Origin of the sequence: Clostridium sp. 16K-1-R1, assembly GCF_023921145.1 — a bacterium.
GTDB lineage: Bacteria > Bacillota > Clostridia > Clostridiales > Clostridiaceae > Sarcina > Sarcina perfringens.
On sequence record NZ_CP046515.1, the window covers coordinates 3,010,323 to 3,033,274 of the forward strand.

General features: G+C 33.2%; 13 protein-coding genes, 6 tRNA genes, 4 rRNA genes and 1 other annotated feature. Of the genes, 3 read left to right on the forward strand and 20 right to left on the reverse strand.

Translation table 11 applies throughout. From position 1 onward, the window contains the following. Positions 1-27: 27 nt before the first annotated feature. Entirely contained in the window at positions 28-525 is a 498-nt protein-coding gene (locus GOM42_RS13570; protein ID WP_003459375.1) for a hypothetical protein, read from the reverse strand. A gap of 274 nt (positions 526-799) precedes the next feature. Between GOM42_RS13570 and GOM42_RS13575 the strand changes: the two genes are divergently transcribed. After that, a complete protein-coding gene (locus GOM42_RS13575) occupies positions 800-1,744 on the forward strand; it encodes a magnesium transporter CorA family protein (RefSeq protein WP_003459363.1) in 945 nt (314 codons plus the stop codon). Between the two features lie 91 nt (positions 1,745-1,835). After that, a complete protein-coding gene (locus tag GOM42_RS13580) occupies positions 1,836-2,717 on the forward strand; it encodes an LD-carboxypeptidase (RefSeq protein WP_049039901.1) in 882 nt (293 codons plus the stop codon). 370 nt (positions 2,718-3,087) lie between these two features. Here GOM42_RS13580 and GOM42_RS13585 read toward each other — a convergent pair. From GOM42_RS13585 to murD, 10 genes are all read right to left on the reverse strand, one after another. After that, a tRNA-Cys gene (locus tag GOM42_RS13585) sits at positions 3,088-3,162 on the reverse strand. A 4-nt stretch (positions 3,163-3,166) separates the two neighbouring features. Next, positions 3,167-3,242: transfer RNA gene (locus GOM42_RS13590), tRNA-Phe, on the reverse strand. Positions 3,243-4,349: 1,107 nt separating this feature from the next. Beyond that, positions 4,350-4,467 (reverse strand): 5S ribosomal RNA (gene rrf, locus GOM42_RS13595). A gap of 2 nt (positions 4,468-4,469) precedes the next feature. Continuing rightward, positions 4,470-4,544: transfer RNA gene (locus GOM42_RS13600), tRNA-Asn, on the reverse strand. A gap of 6 nt (positions 4,545-4,550) precedes the next feature. Then, positions 4,551-4,668: ribosomal RNA gene (gene rrf / locus GOM42_RS13605) — 5S ribosomal RNA — on the reverse strand. A 50-nt stretch (positions 4,669-4,718) separates the two neighbouring features. Then, a 23S ribosomal RNA gene (locus GOM42_RS13610) occupies positions 4,719-7,622 on the reverse strand. A 100-nt stretch (positions 7,623-7,722) separates the two neighbouring features. Further along, positions 7,723-7,799 (reverse strand) — tRNA-Ile (locus GOM42_RS13615). Positions 7,800-7,804: 5 nt separating this feature from the next. Next, positions 7,805-7,880: transfer RNA gene (locus GOM42_RS13620), tRNA-Ala, on the reverse strand. A 162-nt stretch (positions 7,881-8,042) separates the two neighbouring features. Next, positions 8,043-9,555 (reverse strand): 16S ribosomal RNA (locus GOM42_RS13625). The 16S, 23S and 5S rRNA genes sit together here with 3 tRNA genes alongside, the layout of an rRNA operon. Positions 9,556-10,059: 504 nt before the next feature. Beyond that, complete coding sequence (gene murD, locus GOM42_RS13630; RefSeq protein WP_003470204.1) at positions 10,060-11,436, reverse strand: UDP-N-acetylmuramoyl-L-alanine--D-glutamate ligase; 1,377 nt, start codon at positions 11,434-11,436, stop codon at positions 10,060-10,062. Between the two features lie 310 nt (positions 11,437-11,746). Between murD and hydE the strand changes: the two genes are divergently transcribed. After that, positions 11,747-12,790, forward strand: a complete 1,044-nt coding sequence (gene hydE, locus GOM42_RS13635) for a [FeFe] hydrogenase H-cluster radical SAM maturase HydE (RefSeq protein WP_049039360.1) — start codon at positions 11,747-11,749, stop codon at positions 12,788-12,790. 241 nt (positions 12,791-13,031) lie between these two features. Here hydE and GOM42_RS13640 read toward each other — a convergent pair whose 3' ends face one another. From GOM42_RS13640 to GOM42_RS13680, 9 genes are all read right to left on the reverse strand, one after another. After that, positions 13,032-14,273, reverse strand: coding sequence for an NAD(P)-dependent oxidoreductase (locus GOM42_RS13640; RefSeq protein WP_057232181.1), 1,242 nt, complete (start codon positions 14,271-14,273; stop codon positions 13,032-13,034). Between the two features lie 92 nt (positions 14,274-14,365). Continuing rightward, positions 14,366-15,235 (reverse strand): S66 peptidase family protein, encoded by an 870-nt coding sequence (locus tag GOM42_RS13645; RefSeq protein ID WP_078209983.1) that lies wholly within the window; start codon positions 15,233-15,235, stop codon positions 14,366-14,368. Positions 15,236-15,408: 173 nt separating this feature from the next. Continuing rightward, positions 15,409-16,527 carry a M20/M25/M40 family metallo-hydrolase gene (locus tag GOM42_RS13650; RefSeq protein WP_110077498.1) on the reverse strand — a complete coding sequence of 373 codons (1,119 nt, stop codon included), beginning with the start codon at positions 16,525-16,527 and terminating at the stop codon, positions 15,409-15,411. Positions 16,528-16,713: 186 nt separating this feature from the next. Continuing rightward, complete coding sequence (locus GOM42_RS13655; protein ID WP_003450306.1) at positions 16,714-18,117, reverse strand: glycine--tRNA ligase; 1,404 nt, start codon at positions 18,115-18,117, stop codon at positions 16,714-16,716. 170 nt (positions 18,118-18,287) lie between these two features. Next, positions 18,288-18,455, reverse strand: a binding site (T-box leader). Positions 18,456-18,574: 119 nt separating this feature from the next. Then, a tRNA-Asn gene (locus GOM42_RS13660) sits at positions 18,575-18,649 on the reverse strand. Between the two features lie 155 nt (positions 18,650-18,804). Further along, a complete protein-coding gene (gene lysS / locus GOM42_RS13665; protein WP_057232183.1) occupies positions 18,805-20,310 on the reverse strand; it encodes a lysine--tRNA ligase in 1,506 nt (501 codons plus the stop codon). Positions 20,311-20,335: 25 nt separating this feature from the next. Then, positions 20,336-20,812, reverse strand: a complete 477-nt coding sequence (gene greA, locus GOM42_RS13670) for a transcription elongation factor GreA (protein WP_003450338.1) — start codon at positions 20,810-20,812, stop codon at positions 20,336-20,338. 278 nt (positions 20,813-21,090) lie between these two features. After that, positions 21,091-22,071 (reverse strand): tRNA dihydrouridine synthase DusB, encoded by a 981-nt coding sequence (dusB, locus tag GOM42_RS13675; protein WP_003459360.1) that lies wholly within the window; start codon positions 22,069-22,071, stop codon positions 21,091-21,093. A 6-nt stretch (positions 22,072-22,077) separates the two neighbouring features. After that, the gene (locus GOM42_RS13680; RefSeq protein WP_003450343.1) at positions 22,078-22,857 is read right to left on the reverse strand and encodes a type III pantothenate kinase; all 780 of its coding nucleotides are present in this window, start codon (positions 22,855-22,857) and stop codon (positions 22,078-22,080) included. Positions 22,858-22,952: the final 95 nt, after the last annotated feature.

The window sequence follows — 22,952 nt, forward strand, 5'->3', positions numbered from 1 at the left end:
AAAAGAGAGTCAAAAGACTCTCTTTTCTTAAATAGCTAAGTTTTTTTCTAATTTATCAACAAGTGTTTTACTTGGCTTAAAATAGAATTTATTATATCCATCACCATTTTTATATATACAACAATAATGACCTGTTCTATCTAATAAACTACACACATATTTCTTACAAGAAGAAGTTTTAAAATCCTTTGCTTCTTTAGAATAATCTTTACCTAAATAAACAATATTATTTAACTTTATGTTCTCTAAAGTTGATTGCTTATTAGCTTTCACCTTATGAATCATTAGTTGATTAGCTACTATGGAATATTTATAACTTGTCTTACATTTTCTATACTCTCTAAAGAATATAACTAATGTTAAAACTAGAAATATTGGATCTGTTATTGTCTCTGCATTAAAAGACTCAAATTTAATATTGCCAAAAAAATTAGATAGGCTTATAGCTAAGCTCATGCAAACTATACTAATTACAATAGCTACATCCCTTCTTTTTTTGACAACTTCCTTATGCATAGTGCCCATTTAAAAATCCCCCGACTTTTAATATTATAAACAAATCACATTATACTAATTTTCAAAAATTAAATCTACCTAGATAAGTGTAAAATTTTATTGATTTCAATCTTAATTGCTCATATTTAAAGTTTATAGTAATTGTATTGCTTGTACCTCTTTATTTCTATTACTTTCTTTGTTATATCTAAGCTAATTATAAAAATTATCTTGATTTTATTTTAAATAACTTGTTTAATGATAATTGAAACAAAATATAACTTAATGCTTTGGGAGGGAGAAAATGATTCAGATATATAAATCTTTAAGTGAAAATGATGGGACTTTAAAGAAAATTGCTTCCCTTGAACCAGGTTGTTGGGTTAATATAATAGCACCTTCTCAGGAAGAATTACTTCTTATTTCTAAAAAAACAGGAGTTCCTTTAGAATTTTTAAGAGCACCTTTAGATGATGAAGAAACTTCTCGTATAGAAATTGAAGGAGATTTTATATTAATAATAGTCGATATTCCTTTTACAGAAATGGAGGATAACTCCTTAACATATGATACTTATCCATTAGCAATAATTCATACAAAAAATGAATTAATTACTGTATGCTTAAAAAATAGCAAGGTATTAACCGACTTCTCTTCAAACAAAGTTCGTAATTTTTACTCATTTAAAAAATCAAGATTTATTTTACAAATTCTAAACAGAGTTTCTACATATTATCTTTTATACTTAAGACAAATAGATAAAAAAAGTATTATGATAGAAAAGCGTCTTCATAAATCAATGAAAAACAGAGAGTTAGTACAATTGCACTCATTAAGTAAATCCTTAGTATATTTCTCAACATCCTTAAAATCTAATGAAATTACATTAGAAAAGATGTTAAAACTTGATGTTATTCAAAGATATGAAGAAGATAAAGATGTTTTAGAAGATGTAATAATAGAAAATAAACAGGCTATTGAGATGACTGATATTTATAGTAACATTCTAGGTAGTACCATGGACTTCTTTGCTTCTGTTATTTCTAATAACCTAAACATAGTGATGAAAGTCTTAGCTTCAGTTACAATCCTTATGTCTACCCTTACAGTTATCTCTGGTATATACGGAATGAACTTTGACTACTTACCACTATTACACCATCCATATGGGTTCCATATAATAATGACTTTATCTGTAATACTTTGTGGTGTAATAGCATTTATACTATATAAAAAAGATATGTTTTAAATTTATCTGTAACCATAAAAATATTTTTGCATATAATTAACTAAAAGATTATTGAGAGCAATTTATGCTCTCTATTTTTTTAGGAGGTTTTATGGTGAAATTTCAAAAATTAAAAGTTGGTGATACTATAGGTATTGTTTCCCCTGCCAGTGGAGATAGTGCTGATGTAATAAACTATAATATATCCTCATTTAAAAATCTTGGCTTTAAAATTAAAGAAGGAAAATATTTAAGAAGAAAAAATGATTATCTAGCTGCTTCTGACAAAGAAAGAGCTGAAGATTTAATGGAGATGTTTAAAGATAAGGAAGTTAAAGCAATAGTAGCTTATAGAGGTGGGTATGGATGTATAAGAATGTTACCCTATTTAGATATAGGAGTAATTAAAAAAAATCCTAAAATTTTATGTGGCTATAGTGATTTAACAGTTCTCTTAAATTACTTATCTCAAAAGACAGGCTTAATAACATTTCATGGACCTATGATAAATTCTAAAATTAGTTCAGATGAAATAACTAAAAATAGCTTTCTATCACTGCTTACTGATGAGAGCAATTTAATTAACATATCTACAAAGGATTTTAAAGTGGAAAATAAGGAACTATTTAGAGGAATTCTTTGTGGTGGAAACCTAACTATGATATGTAGCACCTTAGGAACTCCTTATGAAATAAATACTCGAAATAAAATTCTCATGATTGAAGATGTAAATGAAGAGAATTATGCTATAGATAGATACTTAATGCAATTAAAACTTTCAGGTAAACTAGATTCTTGTAGAGCTTTTTTAATAGGACATTTCACACCGTATAATCCTAAAACAATAAATACTATACTTTCTATACTATTACCATATAAAAAACCAATTATATATAATATTCCTTTTGGTCATGACTATCCTAATATAACCTTACCAATAGGATCATCAATTCTTTTCGACACAGCTAAAGATAAACTAATAATAAAATATTAAATGTTTCTTATGGTTAATAGTGAAATTAATATTCTAGCTAAGGATAAACTAATATCATAACCATCAATAAAACATGTAGATTGCACTAAGGCTATAAGAATTTATTAGCTACCACATAAAATGTACTTTTATTTATAATAAGGTTTAAGAAGAATAAAGGAGAGAGTTCCAGATACTGCATAACATTTACTTTTATTTATGCTAAATAAACTAAAAAAGACATATTAACATGTCCCTTTTAATGTTTAATGAAAAAAGTGGATTTATAAAATATAAATCCACTTAATTCTTAGTGTTTGGAATAAAATTTAGTGTGTATATGTAAATTTCTGCAAAGCAAAAACCTCAGTAAAGTTACTGAGGTTTTTTATGGAGGCGCCACCCGGATTTGAACCGGGGAATAAAGGTTTTGCAGACCTCTGCCTTACCACTTGGCTATAGCGCCACACTGGTGGCTCGAGCAGGAATCGAACCAGCGACACGAGGATTTTCAGTCCTCTGCTCTACCGACTGAGCTATCGAGCCTTACCACCAAAGAACATTTGCTCTTCACAAGTATTAATTATATAGATATATAGCTAATATGTCAATACATTTTTTAAAAATTTTATGATTTTTTTTATAAAAATATATTTATTAGATTAATATATAACAAAAAATACATTATAAAGCCACTAAAAAGCTCCTTTTCTAAAAATAACATTAATTTAACTTAAAAATATTATTTTTATGTGATAAAGACTTAACTCATATTGAATTAATTAGTAAATTACTATATTTTAATTTTGAATTACTTTTCTACAATTTATTTTCATAGTCTATTTTTATAGTCTATTTTTATAATCTATTTTTATAATCTATTTTTATGATTTATCCTTATAACTTATTTTTCTATACCTTATTTTTTTATAACTTATTTTTATACATTACTTTTTATTAATTAAATTTATAACTATAATTTAATATTTTAACCACACTATATTGTATTCTTAAGAATAAAAAGTGTTCCTTAATTTTAAACTCTTTATTAGAGAATTTCTTAAAATTTATACACAAGTAAAATAAGAAAGATTTTATCAACAGAAACTTATACTATTTACAATAACGTAAATACTACTATATTCCTAAAAAGTATTAAAGATAATAAAAAGCAAAAAACTATTAAAGTTGTTAAATTAATATTTGAAAATTAACTCAAATTATATATAGAGAGAATATCAATTATAAAATACAAATCTTTTTTTATTTAAATTTTTATTTAAAAATATAAGATTCTATTAATAAATATATATTCTTATCTTATTTTTAATGTAATTGTGCTTTTAAACTTAATTTAAAACTCAAACCGCATAAACTTAACTTCACAATCTTAAGACATAAATTTAAATATTATAAATCTTATTAAAAATAATCTAAACTATAATATAATAATTCAACTTGCTATAGGACAAGTATTACTACTCAAAAGTTATCCACAAATATATTTTATATTTTAATTCAATAAATTCTGTGGATAATTTTTAAAATAAAAATATCCACAGGAAAATCTAATTTTAAAAATTAAACCTTTCATGTGGATATTATAAAAATTACAAAATAAAAAAGCTTGAATTAAAATTCAAGCTTTATCTTACCTAGCGACCATCTACTCTCCCACACAGTCTCCCGTGCAGTACCATCGACCGTTAAAGGCTTAACCGTCGTGTTCGGAATGGGAACGGGTGTTACCCTTAAACGCATCATCACTAGATTTGGCTCCTCGAAGAGGACTCGAACCTCCAGCCTATCGGTTAACAGCCGAGTGCTCCACCATTGAGCTATCGAGGAATACTGACCTGGCGACCACCTACTCTCCCACACAGTCTCCCGTGCAGTACCATCGGCTTCTAAAGGCTTAACCGTCGTGTTCGGAATGGGAACGGGTGTTACCCTAAAGAACATCATCACCAGATTATTAGAAATATTTTGTTTTTTCAAAATTGCACATAATTAATACTATATTTGGTCAAGCCCTCGATCTATTAGTATCGGTCAGCTGAACATGTTACCATGCTTACACCCCCGACCTATCAACCTTGTGTTCTTCAAGGGATCTTACTAGCTTACGCTATGGGAAATCTCATCTTGAGGTTGGCTTCACGCTTAGATGCTTTCAGCGTTTATCCATTCCCGACTTAGCTACCCAGCTGTGCTCCTGGCGGAACAACTGGTACACCAGAGGTCAGTCCATCCCGGTCCTCTCGTACTAAGGACAGCTCCTCTCAAATTTCCTACGCCCGCGACGGATAGGGACCGAACTGTCTCACGACGTTCTGAACCCAGCTCGCGTGCCGCTTTAATGGGCGAACAGCCCAACCCTTGGGACCTACTTCAGCCCCAGGATGCGACGAGCCGACATCGAGGTGCCAAACCTCCCCGTCGATGTGGACTCTTGGGGGAGATCAGCCTGTTATCCCCGAGGTAGCTTTTATCCGTTGAGCGATGGCCCTCCCACGAGGTACCACCGGATCACTAAGCCCGACTTTCGTCCCTGCTCCACTTGTGGGTGTCGCAGTCAGGCTCCCTTCTGCCTTTGCACTCTTCGAACGATTTCCGACCGTTCTGAGGGAACCTTTGGGCGCCTCCGTTACTTTTTAGGAGGCGACCGCCCCAGTCAAACTGCCCACCTAACAATGTCCTGTGACCAGATTCATGGCCGCCAGTTAGAATTTCAGTACTGTCAGGGTGGTATCCCAAGGTTGACTCCACCAAGGCTGACGCCCTGGTTTCCTAGTCTCCCACCTATCCTGTACAGACAATACCAAAACTCAATGCTAAGCTACAGTAAAGCTCTACGGGGTCTTTCCGTCCAATCGCGGGTAGCGAGCATCTTCACTCGCACTACAACTTCGCCGGATTTACAGTTGAGACAGTGCCCAAGTCATTACGCCATTCGTGCGGGTCAGAACTTACCTGACAAGGAATTTCGCTACCTTAGGACCGTTATAGTTACGGCCGCCGTTTACTGGGGCTTAAGTTCACACCTTCGCTTGCGCTAAGTGTTCCCCTTAACCTTCCAGCACCGGGCAGGCGTCAGCCCCTATACATCAGCTTACGCTTTAGCAGAGACCTGTGTTTTTGCTAAACAGTTGCTTGGGCCTATTCTCTGCGGCCTACTCTCGTAGGCACCCCTTCTCGCGAACTTACGGGGTCAATTTGCCGAGTTCCTTAACTGTAATTCTTCCGCCGGCCTTAGGATTCTCTCCTCACCTACCTGTGTCGGTTTGCGGTACGGGCACTACTTCTCTCTCTAGACGCTTTTCTTGGCAGCGTGGAATCATGTACTTCGGTTCCGTGGAACCTTCCCCATCACGCCTCAGCATTATGAGAGCGGATTTGCCTACTCTCACTGCCTAAACGCTTAGACTAGCATCCAATAGCTAGCACACACTATCCTCCTGCGTCACGCCATCGATAATAACGATGGTAGTGGTACTGGAATATCAACCAGTTGTCCATCACCTACGCCTTTCGGCCTCGGCTTAGGTCCCGACTAACCCTCAGCGGACGAACCTTCCTGAGGAAACCTTAGGTTTTCGGCCTGTGGGATTCTCACCCACATCTCGCTACTGATGCCAACATTCTCACTCGTAACCAGTCCACCGCTCCTTACGGTACGACTTCAGCCCGGTTACGACGCTCTCCTACCGCTTGAACTAAGTTCAAGCCCGTAGCTTCGGTGGTAAGTTTAGCCCCGTTACATTTTCGGCGCAAGATCTCTCGACTAGTGAGCTATTACGCACTCTTTTAATGAATGGCTGCTTCTAAGCCAACATCCTAGTTGTCTTAGAAATCTCACATCCTTTCCCACTTAACTTACACTTTGGGACCTTAGCTGACGATCTGGGCTGTTTCCCTTTTGACCACGGATCTTATCATTCGTAGTCTGACTGCCGAGCTCAAAGTATGTGGCATTCGGAGTTTGATAAGGTTCGGTAAGCGCTATGCCCCCTAGCCCATTCAGTGCTCTACCTCCACTACTCATACTCGACGCTAGCCCTAAAGCTATTTCGGAGAGAACCAGCTATCTCCGGGTTCGATTGGAATTTCTCCGCTATCCACAGCTCATCCCATGCTTTTTCAACAGCAACGTGGTTCGGTCCTCCACGAGGTTTTACCCTCGCTTCAACCTGGCCATGGATAGGTCACCCGGTTTCGGGTCTACGGCATGCAACTAGTCGCCCTATTCAGACTCGGTTTCCCTTCGGCTCCGTACCTTAAGTACTTAACCTTGCTACATACCGTAACTCGTTGGCTCGTTCTACAAAAAGCACCTCATCACCCTCATAAGGGGCTCTGAGCGGTTGTAGGCACACGGTTTCAGGTTCTATTTCACTCCCCTCCTGGGGTTCTTTTCACCTTTCCCTCACGGTACTGCTTCACTATCGGTCATCAGGTAGTATTTAGCCTTGGGAGGTGGTCCTCCCTGCTTCCCACAAGGTTTCACGTGTCTCGTGGTACTCTGGATCATAACTCAATTATACTAGCTTTCATTTACAGGACTATTACCTTCTACGGTGGAACTTTCCAGTTCTCTTCAATTAGCCATTACTTCTCTTTATGTTATGTCCTCAACCCCGGAAACAAGTTTCCGGTTTGGGCTCTTTCCCTTTCGCTCGCCGCTACTAAGAAAATCGATTTTTCTTTCTCTTCCTCCAGGTACTTAGATGTTTCAGTTCCCTGGGTTACCTTCATTAAGTTATGTATTCACTTAATGATACATGGGGTTTCCCATGTGAGTTTCCTCATTCGGAGATCTTCGGATCTCAGGCTATGTGCGCCTACCCGAAGCTTATCGCAGCTTATCACGTCCTTCATCGGCTCCTGATGCCAAGGCATTCACCATGCGCCCTTTGTAGCTTGACCTATATTAGTTATAGTTCTCATTTTACAAAGAATAGAAATTGGTTTTGCCAATTTGGCTTGTTGTTTCTATATTAATTTATGTGCAATTTTCAAAGAACAATGGTGGGTCTAAATGGACTCGAACCATCGACCTCACGCTTATCAGGCGTGCGCTCTAACCACCTGAGCTATAGACCCACATATGGTGGAGGTAAGGAGATTCGAACTCCTGACCCCCTGCGTGCAAGGCAGGTGCTCTCCCAACTGAGCTATACCCCCATATTTAATCGTTGCTCTCACAACGCATATTATTTTATCAAGAAACTTTTTCGTTGTCAATACTTTTTTGTAGTATTTTGTCGAATTTAGTCTCTCAAAATTAAACAGAGATATTATCCAGAATTCATTGTCATCTTAGTTGTCCTAAGATGTATTCCTTAGAAAGGAGGTGATCCAGCCGCAGGTTCTCCTACGGCTACCTTGTTACGACTTCACCCCAATCGCTGACCCTACCTTCGGCCGCTGCCTCCTTGCGGTTAGCTCACGGACTTCGGGTATTGCCAACTCTCATGGTGTGACGGGCGGTGTGTACAAGACCCGGGAACGTATTCACCGCGACATTCTGATTCGCGATTACTAGTAACTCCAGCTTCATGTAGGCGAGTTTCAGCCTACAATCTGAACTGAGACTGGTTTTTAAGTTTGGCTCCACCTCGCGGTATTGCATCTCTCTGTACCAGCCATTGTAGCACGTGTGTAGCCCTACACATAAGGGGCATGATGATTTGACGTCATCCCCACCTTCCTCCTGGTTAACCCAGGCAGTCTCGCTAGAGTCCTCAACTTAATGGTAGTAACTAACGACAAGGGTTGCGCTCGTTGCGGGACTTAACCCAACATCTCACGACACGAGCTGACGACAACCATGCACCACCTGTCACCTTGTCCCCGAAGGGATTTCCTCGATTAAGAGTAATGCAAGGGATGTCAAGTGTAGGTAAGGTTCTTCGCGTTGCTTCGAATTAAACCACATGCTCCGCTACTTGTGCGGGTCCCCGTCAATTCCTTTGAGTTTTAATCTTGCGACCGTACTCCCCAGGCGGAATACTTAATGCGTTAGCGGCGGCACGGAGGTGTTGAAACCCCCACACCTAGTATTCATCGTTTACGGCGTGGACTACCAGGGTATCTAATCCTGTTTGCTCCCCACGCTTTCGAGCCTCAGCGTCAGTTACAGTCCAGAGAGTCGCCTTCGCCACTGGTGTTCTTCCTAATCTCTACGCATTTCACCGCTACACTAGGAATTCCACTCTCCTCTCCTGCACTCTAGATAACCAGTTTGGAATGCAGCACCCAAGTTGAGCCCGGGTATTTCACATCCCACTTAATCATCCGCCTACGCTCCCTTTACGCCCAGTAAATCCGGATAACGCTCGCCACCTACGTATTACCGCGGCTGCTGGCACGTAGTTAGCCGTGGCTTCCTCCTTGGGTACCGTCATTATCTTCCCCAAAGACAGAGCTTTACGATCCGAAAACCTTCATCACTCACGCGGCGTTGCTGCATCAGGGTTTCCCCCATTGTGCAATATTCCCCACTGCTGCCTCCCGTAGGAGTCTGGGCCGTGTCTCAGTCCCAATGTGGCCGATCACCCTCTCAGGTCGGCTACGCATCGTCGCCTTGGTAGGCCGTTACCCCACCAACTAGCTAATGCGCCGCGGGTCCATCTCATAGCGGATTGCTCCTTTGGTTAAATGATGATGCCATCTTTCAACGTTATGCGGTATTAATCTTCCTTTCGGAAGGCTATTCCACTCTATGAGGCAGGTTACCCACGTGTTACTCACCCGTCCGCCGCTAATCCGTTTCCCGAAGGAAACTTCATCGCTCGACTTGCATGTGTTAAGCACGCCGCCAGCGTTCATCCTGAGCCAGGATCAAACTCTCAATTTAAAAGTTTAATCTATACTCATATTACTTATAAAAGAATTGCTGGTTTATGTTAATATCTTCTGTTTAATTTTCAAAGACCATTTCTTTGTCGCCCTCAAGCGACTTTCTTAGTTTAACATCACTTTGAAACTTTGTCAACAACTTTTTTCAAAACTTTTAATTTGTTTTGTTAAGTTGTTTCTGTGTCTCTTAGCGACGAGATTTATCTTACCATCATAAGCAATAACATTTTATTATAAATAACAAGCTTTTACTAAAATATTCTTTAAATACTTAACTTTTCTTATGTTTAGTTTAAAATCCAACTATTGATACTCCAGGTTGCGTTTTTATCTATTTTCATAAGAGACATATATATTATTGTCTGCTGAAGTATATTTTATACATAAAAACAATTTAAAATTCAAATAAAAATAAGCCATATTATGATTTAAATTTAATAATTTCATAGAATTAATTAAACTAAAATCATAATATGGCTCATTTTAAGATATATTTATCTCATTATATATTATTTACTATTTCCTTGAACTTATCTCCTCTTACTTCAAAGTTTTTAAACATATCAAAACTTGCGCAAGCAGGTGAAAGTGTTATTATATCTCCATTTTCAGCTATTGATTTAGCTATATTTACTACCTCTTCTAAGCTTTCTCCTGAGTATACTGGTACATGAATTCCTTTTTCCTCTTCTAATCTCTTGAAAGCTGCTTTTATTTTTTCTTTAGTTACTCCAAATAATACTATAGCTTTTATTTTTTCATATCCTTCATAAGCTAAAGGCTCAAAAGGTACATGTTTATCGTATCCCCCTGCTAAAAGTATAACTGGTTTTTCAAAAGCTTTTAATCCAGCTAAAGTTCTTGTTGGAGTTGATGCTATAGAATCATTATAATATTTTACTCCATCAACTTCTCTTATGAACTCACATCTATGATGAACTCCTCCAAAAGTTTCTGCTACCTTTTTCATTGATTCTATTGATACTTCATCATAAACAGCTAAGAATGCAGCTAAATAATTCTCTACATTATGCATTCCCTTTATGATTATATCATCTTTTTTACATACTTCTTTACCATGAACATATAACTTTCCATCTTTATAGTATGCATCTTCTCCTGCTGTTTTCTTTGAACTAAATCTAACAACTTTTCCTTTTGCTTCTTTATCTAAATTTTTAGTTATTTCATTTTCATCATTAATTACTAAAAGATCATTTTCTCTTTGATATTTAAAAACATTTTTCTTAGCATCAATATATTCTTGCATATCTTTATGCATATCTAAGTGATTTGGAGTTATATTAGTAACTATTGCTACATCAATTTCAACATCCATAGTCATAAGCTGAAAACTTGATAATTCTAATACAACTTTATCTTCTTCTTTTATTTCTTCTATGTTTGAGAATAATGGAGTACCTATATTTCCTCCTGTCCAAGTTTTATATCCCTCTTGTGATAATAACTTAGACACTATTGTTGTAGTTGTTGTTTTACCATCACTACCAGTTACCCCGTAAACTTTACCTTTACAATATCTTACGAATTCCTCCATCTCTGAAGTAATATATGCGCCTTGATTTTTACATCTTACTAAAGCTTCACTGTCTATTCTCATAGATGGTGTTTTAAATACAACCTCAAATCCAGTTAATCTATCTAAATAACCTTTTCCAAGTTCTAAATTTACTCCTAATATTTCAAATTCTTTTGAAATTCCACCTAACTCCTCAGCTGATTTCATATCAAAAGCAGTTACTTTAGCTCCTAGTTTAACTAAAAACTTTATAAGAGGTATGTTACTTACCCCAATTCCTACAACTGCTACATTTTTTCCCTTTATAAATTCTTTAAACTCATTAAAGTCTCTCTTCATTTTGTGGCCTCCAAAATTTTTACCAATATTAATAATGGTTCTTTATAAATTGTATCCCATTTCTTTCTAATTATAACACTATGGAATTTTCCATTCCATATTATTATAACTTATTCAGAATTCTTCTATTTTGTTCTAGTGATGATTTTCTAAAAATATTCATGTTATAATAAATTATTAATCTATTTTTAACTATATTGTTTAAAAGAGCTTGTTAAATTATAATTATTAATTAATAATTATTTTAGGATAAAAAGAGTAATTTTTAATATCTAAAATCCTTATACCCAGATTAATTAGGAGGATTAATATGAATACTATTATACAAAAAGCAAAAGAAACTCATGAACTTTCAAGAGATGAAATTATAGCATTATTAAAAGATGATTCTATAAATGATGAACTTTTTAAAGCTGCTGATGAAGTTAGAAAAAAATACCTTGGTGATGAAGTACATTTAAGAGGACTTATAGAATTCACTAATATATGTAAAAGAAACTGTATGTATTGTGGACTTAGAAGAGATAATAAAAATCTTAATAGATATAGACTTTCTCACGAAGAGATTATAGATTTTGCAAAAAAAGCCGTTGGTTATGGATATAAAACCTTGGTTCTTCAAGGCGGTGAAGATGATTATTATACTGTTGAACGTTTGGTTCCTATAGTTAAAGATCTTAAAGCCTTAGGAGTTGCTTTAACATTAAGCATAGGCGAAAGACCTTTTGAAGAATATGAAGCCTTAAAAAAAGCTGGTGCTGATAGATTCCTTTTAAGAATTGAAACAACAGATAGAGAATTATATGAAGAACTTGATCCAGGTATGAGTCATGAAAATAGAATTCAATGTCTTAAAAACTTAAGAAAACTTGGATATGAAGTTGGAAGTGGCTGTCTTGTTGGTCTTCCTGGTCAAAAAATAGAATCCTTAGCTGATGATATTTTATTTTTCAAAGAACTTGATGTAGATATGAATGGTATAGGACCATTTATTCCAAATGAAGATACTCCACTAAAAGATGCTGAAGGTGGACAATTTGAACTAGCCTTAAAAGTAATGGCTATAGTTAGATTACTTTTACCTGATATAAATATTCCTGCTACAACAGCTATGGAAACATTAAATAAACAAGGAAGAGTAATAGCTCTTCAATGTGGAGCAAATGTAGTAATGCCTAACGTTACTGAAGGTGAATATAGAAAACTTTATGCCTTATATCCAGGTAAAATATGTACAGGCGATACACCTGCTCATTGTAGAGGATGTATCTCTGGAAAAATTAGAGGTATAGGTAGAATAGTTTCTGACGGACCTGGATTTAGAGCTAATGGATTTAAAACTAAAACTCGTTAATAAAATATAATATAACCAATATTTATAAAACTCTAGAACAATTTAGTAAAATCTAAATTAGATTCTAGAGTTTTTTATTTAGAGTTAAATAATAATTTCTTTTCCTGCACAAGCTTAATCTCATCACCAATTTAATGCTTAGCTCTTTTAATTACATAAAAAAACTGTAGGAAAATTTATTTTATATAAACTTCCTACAGCCTTATGAATTATTTAATTCAATATTAAAATTAATTACTTTTTAATTATTTTTACAAAATTCATCTATAGCATGAGCAACCTTTTTACTATTTGCAACTGCCTCAACTACAGTCTTAGGCCCACTTACCACATCTCCTGAAGCAAAAACCCCATTAAGTGTTGTTATTCCCTTTTCGTCAGTTACTACTAAGCCATATTTATCTGTTGAAAGATCTCTACTACTAGATACTATATTAGTTCTAGGAGCCTGACTTATAGCAACTATTATTGAATCGCATTTAAACACACCTTCACTACCTTCTAAGGTTTTAAATGATACTCTTCCATCCTCAGAAATTACTCTCTCTGTTTGTATGTATTTTACTCCATCCTCATAAATCTCTAAAGGAGACTTATAAAGTTCAAATTTTACGCCATCTTCCTTAGCCTCTTCTATTTCAACCTTAGTAGCTGGCATATCTTCAAAGCTTTTTCTATAAAGCACATATGTATCTGCACCATTTCTCTTCGCAGTTCTAGCAGCATCCATTGCAACATTTCCAGCCCCAATTACAACTACTCTCTCTCCAAGATTATATGATTTTGGTGCTTTTAAATAATCTATAGCATAGTGAACATTGCCTAAAGTTTCTCCCTTAACATTTAAAGTCTTAGGATTCCAAACTCCAGTTGCTATAAATATCGCTTTATAACCATCACTTTTTAACATATCTAAAGTTATAACTGTTCCTATTAAAGTGTTAGGTCTTATTTTAACATTTAACTTAAGAAGTGCCTCTTCATATTTATCTATTATATCTCTAGAAAGTCTAAATTCTGGTATTCCATATCTTAATACTCCACCAATTTTATCATTTTCATCAAATATTGTTACTTGATATCCCTTTTTAGCTAATATAAATGCAGCTGTTATTCCCGCAGGACCTCCACCTATTATAGCAATTTTATCTTCTAAAATAGTATCTTGAGTAAGTTCTAGATTATCTAAAAACTCTTCTGATATTTCTCTCTCTATTTCACTAAAGTTTACTGGTGTTTCCTTTATTCCTTTTATACAATTCCCCTTACATTGATTTTCATGAGGACATACTATGGAACAAACTACTGATAAAGGATTGTTTTCAAATAAAATTTTCCCAGCCTCTTTTATTTTATCTTCTTTAAATAATCCTATTACCTCTGGAATAGGTGTACTTATTGGGCAATTAGCCTTGCATCTTGGATTTTTGCACATTAAGCATCTTAAAGCTTCTTCTTTTAAGTTTTGCTCATTTACTGTCATTTTTAATAAACCCCCTGATTTCTTAACAACCTATAAAAATTCTTCATTGTTTCATAATATAATATATTATCAAAATAATTTAATAAAGTCATTTATTTAAAGATTAAATATTTTCCTATAGGAATACATTTAGCATCTGCACCATGTCCAAGGTCTCTTGTTTTTAATATTGGAATATTAATTTCTCCTATAACTCTCTTTAATATTTCTACTATATCAGGCTTTAAATTCTCTCTTTCCATTTCAGTAAACTCACCTAATATTATTCCTTTTACCTCATTAAAAACACCTAAGTTTTTATATTGAGTTATATAGGTTACCATCTTAGCTGAATTTCCACTAAAACTTTCTAAAAATAATATTTTATCTTTAAAATTAGGCATATATTTTGTACCTGCTAATTTTAATAAACATCTTATATTACCACCAACAACTATTCCTTCAAGATAACTTCCATTTATCCATTTATAATCTAAGTTAAATATATCTTCTTTTCCTTCTATAAAAGAAGCCTTAAAATTTTGCATTTGCTCTTCTTTAAATTTACCAATTAAATTTCTTAATTGATAATTATAAGTGGTTATATCACACTGAGAATATATAGCATTAAGCAATACTGTTAAATCACTATATCCAAAGAAAGGTTTAGGATTTTCTTTTATTAAATTAAAGTCTAAAAAATCTAGGACTTCATTAGCTAAGTCTCCACCAGAAATATCAAAAATCATTTTTATATCTTTATCTAAGAATAATTTTTCTAAGGCTCTAGCTTTTTCTTCTCCTGTCCCACTAAAAAGATTATATTCTTTTGCATATAGTGTATCTCCTTCAACCATATCTATATATAAACTTTTTAAATTAAGTTTTAATTCCTCTATTATGTTTTTATTTTTTATGCTAAGTCCATTTGAACAACTTATTATCCCTATTTTATCTCCTTTATTTAAAAAACTCATACTCATAGCAACCTCCCAAATAAAAATAATTATTATATATAATACCACTTATTTTCATAAATTTATCTATTTTAAAATATTATTGATTATAATTAATTTTTTAAATCCTTCAAAATAAATATATACTTTAAAAACTTATGAAAAAGGATGAAGAAAATTCTTCATCCTTAAAATTAAAATTATTTATTTATACTTTCTTTAACTAATTCAAGAACCACTTTTGATATTGTTCCTAAATCTTCAATTTTCATATGTTCCTCTAAAGTATGAGGCTTTCTTTCACCACTTGAAAGATTGACAGCCTTTATTCCATTACAGTTAAATATATTTATATCACTTCCACCACCTGAGGCTTTAGTTTCTCCATTTATTCCCAACTTTTTAAATGCTCTCTTTGCATGTAAAACTATATCTTCATTATCATCTATAACAAAAGCACCATACATTCTATTTACTTCTATATTAACTTCTCCACCAAATTTTTCAGCAGAAGCTTTAAAAGTTTCTACCATATGTTTTGTTTGAGCATCTAATTTTTCTGTAACGGTACTTCTTGCTTCCGCATCTATTATTACTTCAGGACAAACTACATTATTAGCAACTCCTCCTGAAATTTTTCCTATATTAGCAGTAGTATCTTTATCTACTCTTAAAAGTTTCATGTTTGCTATAGCATCTGAAGCTATGGAAATTGCACTTATTCCATCTTCAGGTGAAACTCCAGCATGTGCAGGTTTTCCCTTTATAGTAACCTTTAAAGTATCATGAGCAGGTCCTATTGTAGTTATAAATCCTGGGTCTCCACTTGTATCAAAAAGGAATGCTTTTTTTGCACTTATTTTTGAATAATCTAAATTTTTAGCTCCTAAAAGACCTGTTTCTTCAGCTATTGTAAATACAACTTCTATATTAGCATGGTCTATGTTGTTTTCTTTTATTACTCTTAAAGCTTCAACTATAGCAGCTATTCCACCTTTATCGTCTCCACCTAATATAGTTGTCCCATCACTATATATAACTCCATCTTTTATTATTGGCTTTATTCCTTTACCAGGTTTAACAGTATCCATATGACATGCAAAAAGAATAGTTTCTCCTTCTACATTACCTTTTAATTTAGCTATTAAGTTTCCTGTATTTGAACCTATTTTTTCTCCACTGTTATCAAATTCAACTTCTAATCCAGCTTCCATTAAATCCTTTTCTAATCTTTTAGCAAAATTACCTTCTTCATAAGTTTCGCTATCTATTTGGATATAATCTAAAAAACTTTCTAAAACTCTTTTTTCATTTATCATAATATTTTAGTCTCCCTTAAAGCATTTTAATAAATTTCATATAAAATTATATCACGAAAAATACATTTGTCCGTAATTGTAAAACAAAATTCATAACTATGTCCTTTAGTACTTTAAAATCATAAATAAAAAAAACTTATAAATATATGTGGAATATATTTATAAGTTTTTATTTTTACTTTTAAACTAGAATTCTAAGCTCTTTTCTATTATAGCTCTTACATCTTCTATTTTAACTCTTTGTTGTTCCATGTTATCTCTGTCTCTTACAGTTACACATCCATCTTCTAAAGTATCGAAGTCAACTGTTATACAGAATGGAGTTCCTATTTCATCTTGTCTTCTATATCTCTTACCGATACTTCCTGTTTCATCATAATCAACATTGAAGTGTTTGCTAAGTTCTGCATATACTTCATCAGCTTTTTCTGATAATTTCTTAGAAAGTGGTAATATAGCAGCCTTAAATGGTGCTAAAGCTGGGTGTAAGTGCATAACTGTTCTTACATCTACTTTTCCATTAGCTCCTTCTAATTCTTCCTCATCATAAGCTTCAACTAAGAATGCTAATGCAACCCTGTCTGCTCCTAATGATGGCTCTATAACATATGGTACATATTTTTCATTTGTTGTTGGGTCTAAGTAAGTCATGTCTTGACCTGAGTGTTCAGCATGCTTATTTAAGTCATAGTCTGTTCTATCAGCTATTCCCCAAAGTTCTCCCCATCCAAATGGGAATAAGTATTCTATATCTGAAGTAGCATTTGAGTAGAAGCTTAATTCTTCTTCTCCATGATCTCTCATTCTTATGTTTTCTTCTTTCATTCCTAAGTTTAATAGGAAGTTCCAACAACTATCTTTCCAGAAGTTGAACCATTCTAAATCAGTTCCTGGTTTACAGAAGAACTCAAGCTCCATTTGTTCGAACTCTCTAGTTCTGAAAGTGAAGTTACCTGGAGTTATTTCGTTTCTGAAAGATTTACCAATTTGAGCTATACCAAATGGTACTTTCTTTCTTGTAGTTCTTTGTACTGATTTAAAGTTTACGAATATACCTTGAGCAGTTTCTGGTCTTAAATATACTTCGTTTTTACTGTCTTCAGTTATTCCTTGGAAAGTTTTAAACATTAAGTTGAACTTTCTTATATCTGTGTAGTTTAATTTTCCACATTTTGGACAAACTATGTTATTCTTAGTTATGTAGTCCATTAACTCTTCATTGCTCCATCCATCAGCTGTAGCAACTTCTGCTCCGTTTGCAGTCATATGATCTTCAACTAATTTATCTGCTCTGAATCTAGCTTTACATTCTTTACAATCCATTAGAGGATCTGAGAATCCACCAACGTGACCTGATGCAACCCAAACTTCTCTATTCATTAATATAGCTGAATCTAATCCAACATTATATTTGCTCTCTTGAACAAACTTTTTCCACCAAGCTCTTTTTACGTTATTTTTGAATTCAACTCCTAGTGGGCCGTAATCCCATGAGTTTGCAAGTCCACCGTATATTTCTGAACCTGGGAATATAAATCCTCTGTTTTTACATAAGGCTACTATTTTATCCATAGTTTTTTCTACTGCCATTACAATTACCTCCATTTATATTAAATAACTTATTTTATATTAATTCTTCACTTTATAAAGAACTTTAAACTTCCTTGAGAAATATTTCTAACAGTTTTATTCACTGCTAGAAATACTCATCTAGATTAACAGCCTAAGGGCTTTATATAAATAAAAAAAGCCATTACATTCAAAGGGACGAAATAAAATTCCGCGGTTCCACCCTTTTTAGCAAAAGCTCATCTCTCAAAATAATTGTACTCAAAAGCTCCCTTCATTTTAAACCTTTAATAACTTTCACCAACCGTTATCTCTCTAAAAAAGATTTTAAAATTACTCTTCTTCATCATAGTACATATTTAGTTATACTCTTAATTTTATCAAAACTAAATTATATGTCAATAAAAAAAGAATTTATAAACATACAAAAGCTTATATATTTATAAATTCTTTCTTAATTAATTTTAGATAAAAAAAATGGCTCCTCGGAGAGGACTCGAACCTCCAACCTATCGGTTAACAGCCGAGTGCTCCACCATTGAGCTACCGAGGAACATTTACAAATTTATTATATCATATTTCAAATAAAATACAATAGTTTTTTTAAGTAGATTTTAAAAATAATCTAGAATTTTTTTAAGCTTTTTCTCTTCAAATAAAATAAAAAAATAGAAGTCTACTTTTTAGTAAACTTCTACTTTATATAAACTATTTTTGTGGTTTCATTGTTGGGAATAATATAACGTCTCTTATTGATGAAGAGTCAGTTAAGAACATTATCATTCTGTCTATTCCTATTCCTAATCCACCTGTTGGAGGCATACCAGTTTCTAAAGCACTCATGAATTCTTCATCTAACATGTATGCTTCATCATCTCCGTATTCTCTTTCTCTAGCTTGTTGTTCAAATCTTTCTCTTTGAACTATTGGATCGTTAAGCTCTGAGTATGCGTTACATACTTCTCTACCATATACAAATCCTTCAAATCTTTCAGTAAACATTTCGTTTCCTCTTTTCTTTTTAGTAAGAGGTGAAATTTCTACTGGATAATCTACTAAGAAAGTAGGTTGGATTAATTTATCTTCACCATATTCTTCAAATAACATATTTAGAACTTCACCTTTAGTAACCTTATCTAATGGTTTAGGGAATTCTAAGTTTTTCTCTTTAGCTATAGCTTGAGCTTCTTCATCACTCTTAATTTCGTTGAAATCTATACCAGCAAATTCTTTAACTGCATCAACCATAGTAATTCTTCTCCATGGTGGTGTGAAGTCTATTTCAGTTCCTTCATAAGTAACTTTAGTTGATCCATTTACTTTCTCACAAACATAAGCAATCATGTTTTCCATGATTTCCATCATGTCATTGTAATCAGCATATGCTTCATATAACTCTATAGCAGTGAATTCTGGATTATGTCTTACTGAAACCCCTTCATTTCTGAAGTTTTTACCCATTTCATAAACTTTTTCAAATCCAGCAACTATTAATCTCTTTAAGTATAACTCAGTAGCAATTCTTAAATACATATCTATATCTAAAGCATTGTGGTGAGTTATGAAAGGTCTAGCAGCAGCTCCACCAGCTATCGGTGAAAGAATTGGTGTGTCAACCTCTAAGAATCCTCTATTATCTAAGAATTCTCTTATTGCTTTTACTATTTGTGATCTCTTAATAAAAGTATCTTTAACTTCTGGGTTTGTTATTATATCAACTTCTCTTTGTCTGTATCTTAAGTCTGGGTCTTTTAAACCATGCCATTTTTCTGGTAATGGTTTTAAAGATTTACAGATTAATTCAAATGAAGTTACTTTTACTGAAACTTCACCCATTTTTGTTTTAAATACTTCTCCAGTTGCAGCAACCCAGTCACCTAAATCGAAAGTTTTAAATTCCTTTAAAGCTTCCTCTCCAACGTTATCAATCTTAATAAATAATTGAATTTTTCCTGGTAAATCTGCTAAATCAGCGAATACTACTTTACCTTGACCTCTTTTTGACATAAGTCTTCCAGCAACTTTTACTTCTTTACCTTCTAACTCTTCAAAATTATCTTTTACATCAGCAGAAGAGTGTGTTCTCTCTACCTTGTATACATCAAATGGGTCCTTACCAGCTTCTTGTAATTCAACAAGCTTTTGTCTTCTTAACATCTCTTGTTCACTTAATTGTTCTTCTGCTTCGTGAATATTTATTTCCTCATTTGACATTTAAAAATCCCTCCATCTATATTATCTATCTTCTTATTCCAAGAACTTCGAACTTAGTAGTTCCTCCTGGTACTTCTATCTCTACAACATCTCCAACTTTTTTACCCATTAACCCTTCACCAACTGGTGATTCATTTGATATCTTAAAGTTCATTGGATCTGCTTCTGCTGAACCAACTATTGAATACTCAACTTCTTCATCAAAATCAAAGTCCATAACCTTAACGATTGATCCAACTGTAACTATATCTGTTGATATTTCTGACTCATCAACAACAACAGCATTTTTAAGCATGTTTTCTAACTGAATTATTCTTCCTTCAGTGAAAGCTTGCTCATTTTTAGCTTCATCATATTCTGAGTTCTCACTTAAATCTCCGTATCCTAAAGCAACTTTTATCTTTTCAGTTATTTCTTTTCTTTTTACTGTTTTAAGATATTCTAATTCATCTTCTAATTTTTTAACACCTTCATATGTCATTATATGTTTCTTTTCGCTCATTTTCTTTCTCCCCTTTGAACATATTATTATAATATCATATTTAAACTTAACCTGTTAATATACAATTCATAAAAACTTTAAGATTATTAAGCCTAATTATTCAAATTATTATAATTCCTAAAGATTATTATGTCAAACTATATATTATATAAGATAGAATACACTAAATAAAAAATCATTATTTAGCTTTAATTCTCACCTTTATTTGTATAAATTAAACATCTAATATTTTACTGATGCTTTATTATATCCAGTTATATCCCCATTTATGATAAATATTATAAATCATTTTTCATTAAATATTCTTTATACTCATTAAGGATACCCATAATCTTCTCTGGATCAGCTTCTAAATTAAGCCTATTCTTAACTTCAGTACAATTATTTAATCCTTTTATATACCAAGCTGCATGTTTTCTCATTTCTCTTACAGCCTTATACTCTCCATCATATTTAAGTGATAAATTATAGTGTCTTATACACATATCTATTTTTTCTTCTGGAGTAGGCATATAAACCTCTTCTCCATTTAATTTCTGAACTATTTGCTTGAAGATCCATGGGTTTCCCATACTTCCTCTTGCAACCATAATTCCATCACAGTTAGTTTGATTTTTAAGACTTAAAGCATCCTCCGCAGTAAATACATCTCCATTTCCTATAACAGGAATATTAACTGCTTCCTTTACTTGTCTTATTATATCCCAGTTAGCTTTTCCTTCATACATTTGAGCCCTAGTTCTTCCATGTACAGCAATGGCATCTACTCCTGCTTCTTCCATGATTTTAGCAAACTCAACAGCATTTATATTTTCTTCATCAAAACCCATTCTAAACTTAACTGTTACAGGCTTTGTTGCAACTTTTTTTATGCTACTCATGATCTCATAAGCTAATTTAGGATTTTTCATTAAGGCTGAACCTTCACCATTTTTTACTATCTTAGGTGCAGGACATCCCATGTTAACATCTATTATACATATATCATCATTTGTATTAAAATGCTTCTCAGTGACATAAGCCATTATCTCTGGATCATTTCCAAACATCTGACAAGATACCGGTTTTTCTTCATCTGCAATTCTCATTAATTCTTTTGTATTTTCACTCCCATAGTACAATGCCTTTGCACTAACCATTTCAGTGCAAACAATTCCTGCACCCATCTCTTTACATAATCCCCTAAAAGATATATCTGTAACCCCTGCCATAGGTGCTAAGAAAACATTATTTTCTAAAACTATGTTTGATATTTTCATTACTTTCTACTCCTTGTTTTTTTCGTAAAGAATCTTAAGCCCTTCTAAAGTTAATTTACGATCTACTTCATCAATTACATCCGTTTCGCTATAAACAAGTTTAGCTAGCCCTCCTGTAGCTAATACAAATGGTTCCTTTTCTCCTAAGTCCATCATTTCCTTTTTCATACGTTTAACTATATATTCAACTTTTCCAATATATCCATAAATTATTCCAGCTTGCATACTTGTAACTGTATTTTTACAAATTACACTCTTTGGTTTTTCAAGTTCTATTCTTGGAAGCTTTGCTGCTCTCTCAAATAAAGCATCTGCTGAAATTTGAATTCCAGGACATATATTTCCACCTAAATAATCTCCCTTTTCAGTAATGGCACAGAATGTTGTTGCTGTTCCAAAATCTATTATTATCATAGGTTTTTTATGCTTTTCAAAAGCAGCTACAGCATTTACTATTCTATCTGCTCCAACCTCTTTAGGATTATCATATTTTATATTAATTCCAGTTTTTATTCCAGGCCCTACTACAATAGGTTCTTTGCAGAAACATTTTCTAACCATGTTTTCTAAAGAATGCATTATATTAGGAACTACTGAAGAAATTATTATTCCTTCAACCTCTTCTGGATTTAATTTTGCTTGATTAAATAGTTGCATAACTTGTATTGAATATTCATCTGATGTTTTCTTAGAATCTGTAGATATTCTCCATGATGCTATGTATTTTTCATTATCATGAATCCCTAAAACTATATTTGTATTACCTACATCTATTAATAAAATCATGTGTTTTACACCACCTTAATATAATTAAAGACAGCTAATAAAGCTGTCCGGAAAATACCATGTACCCTTTATATAACAATATTAATTTTAACAAC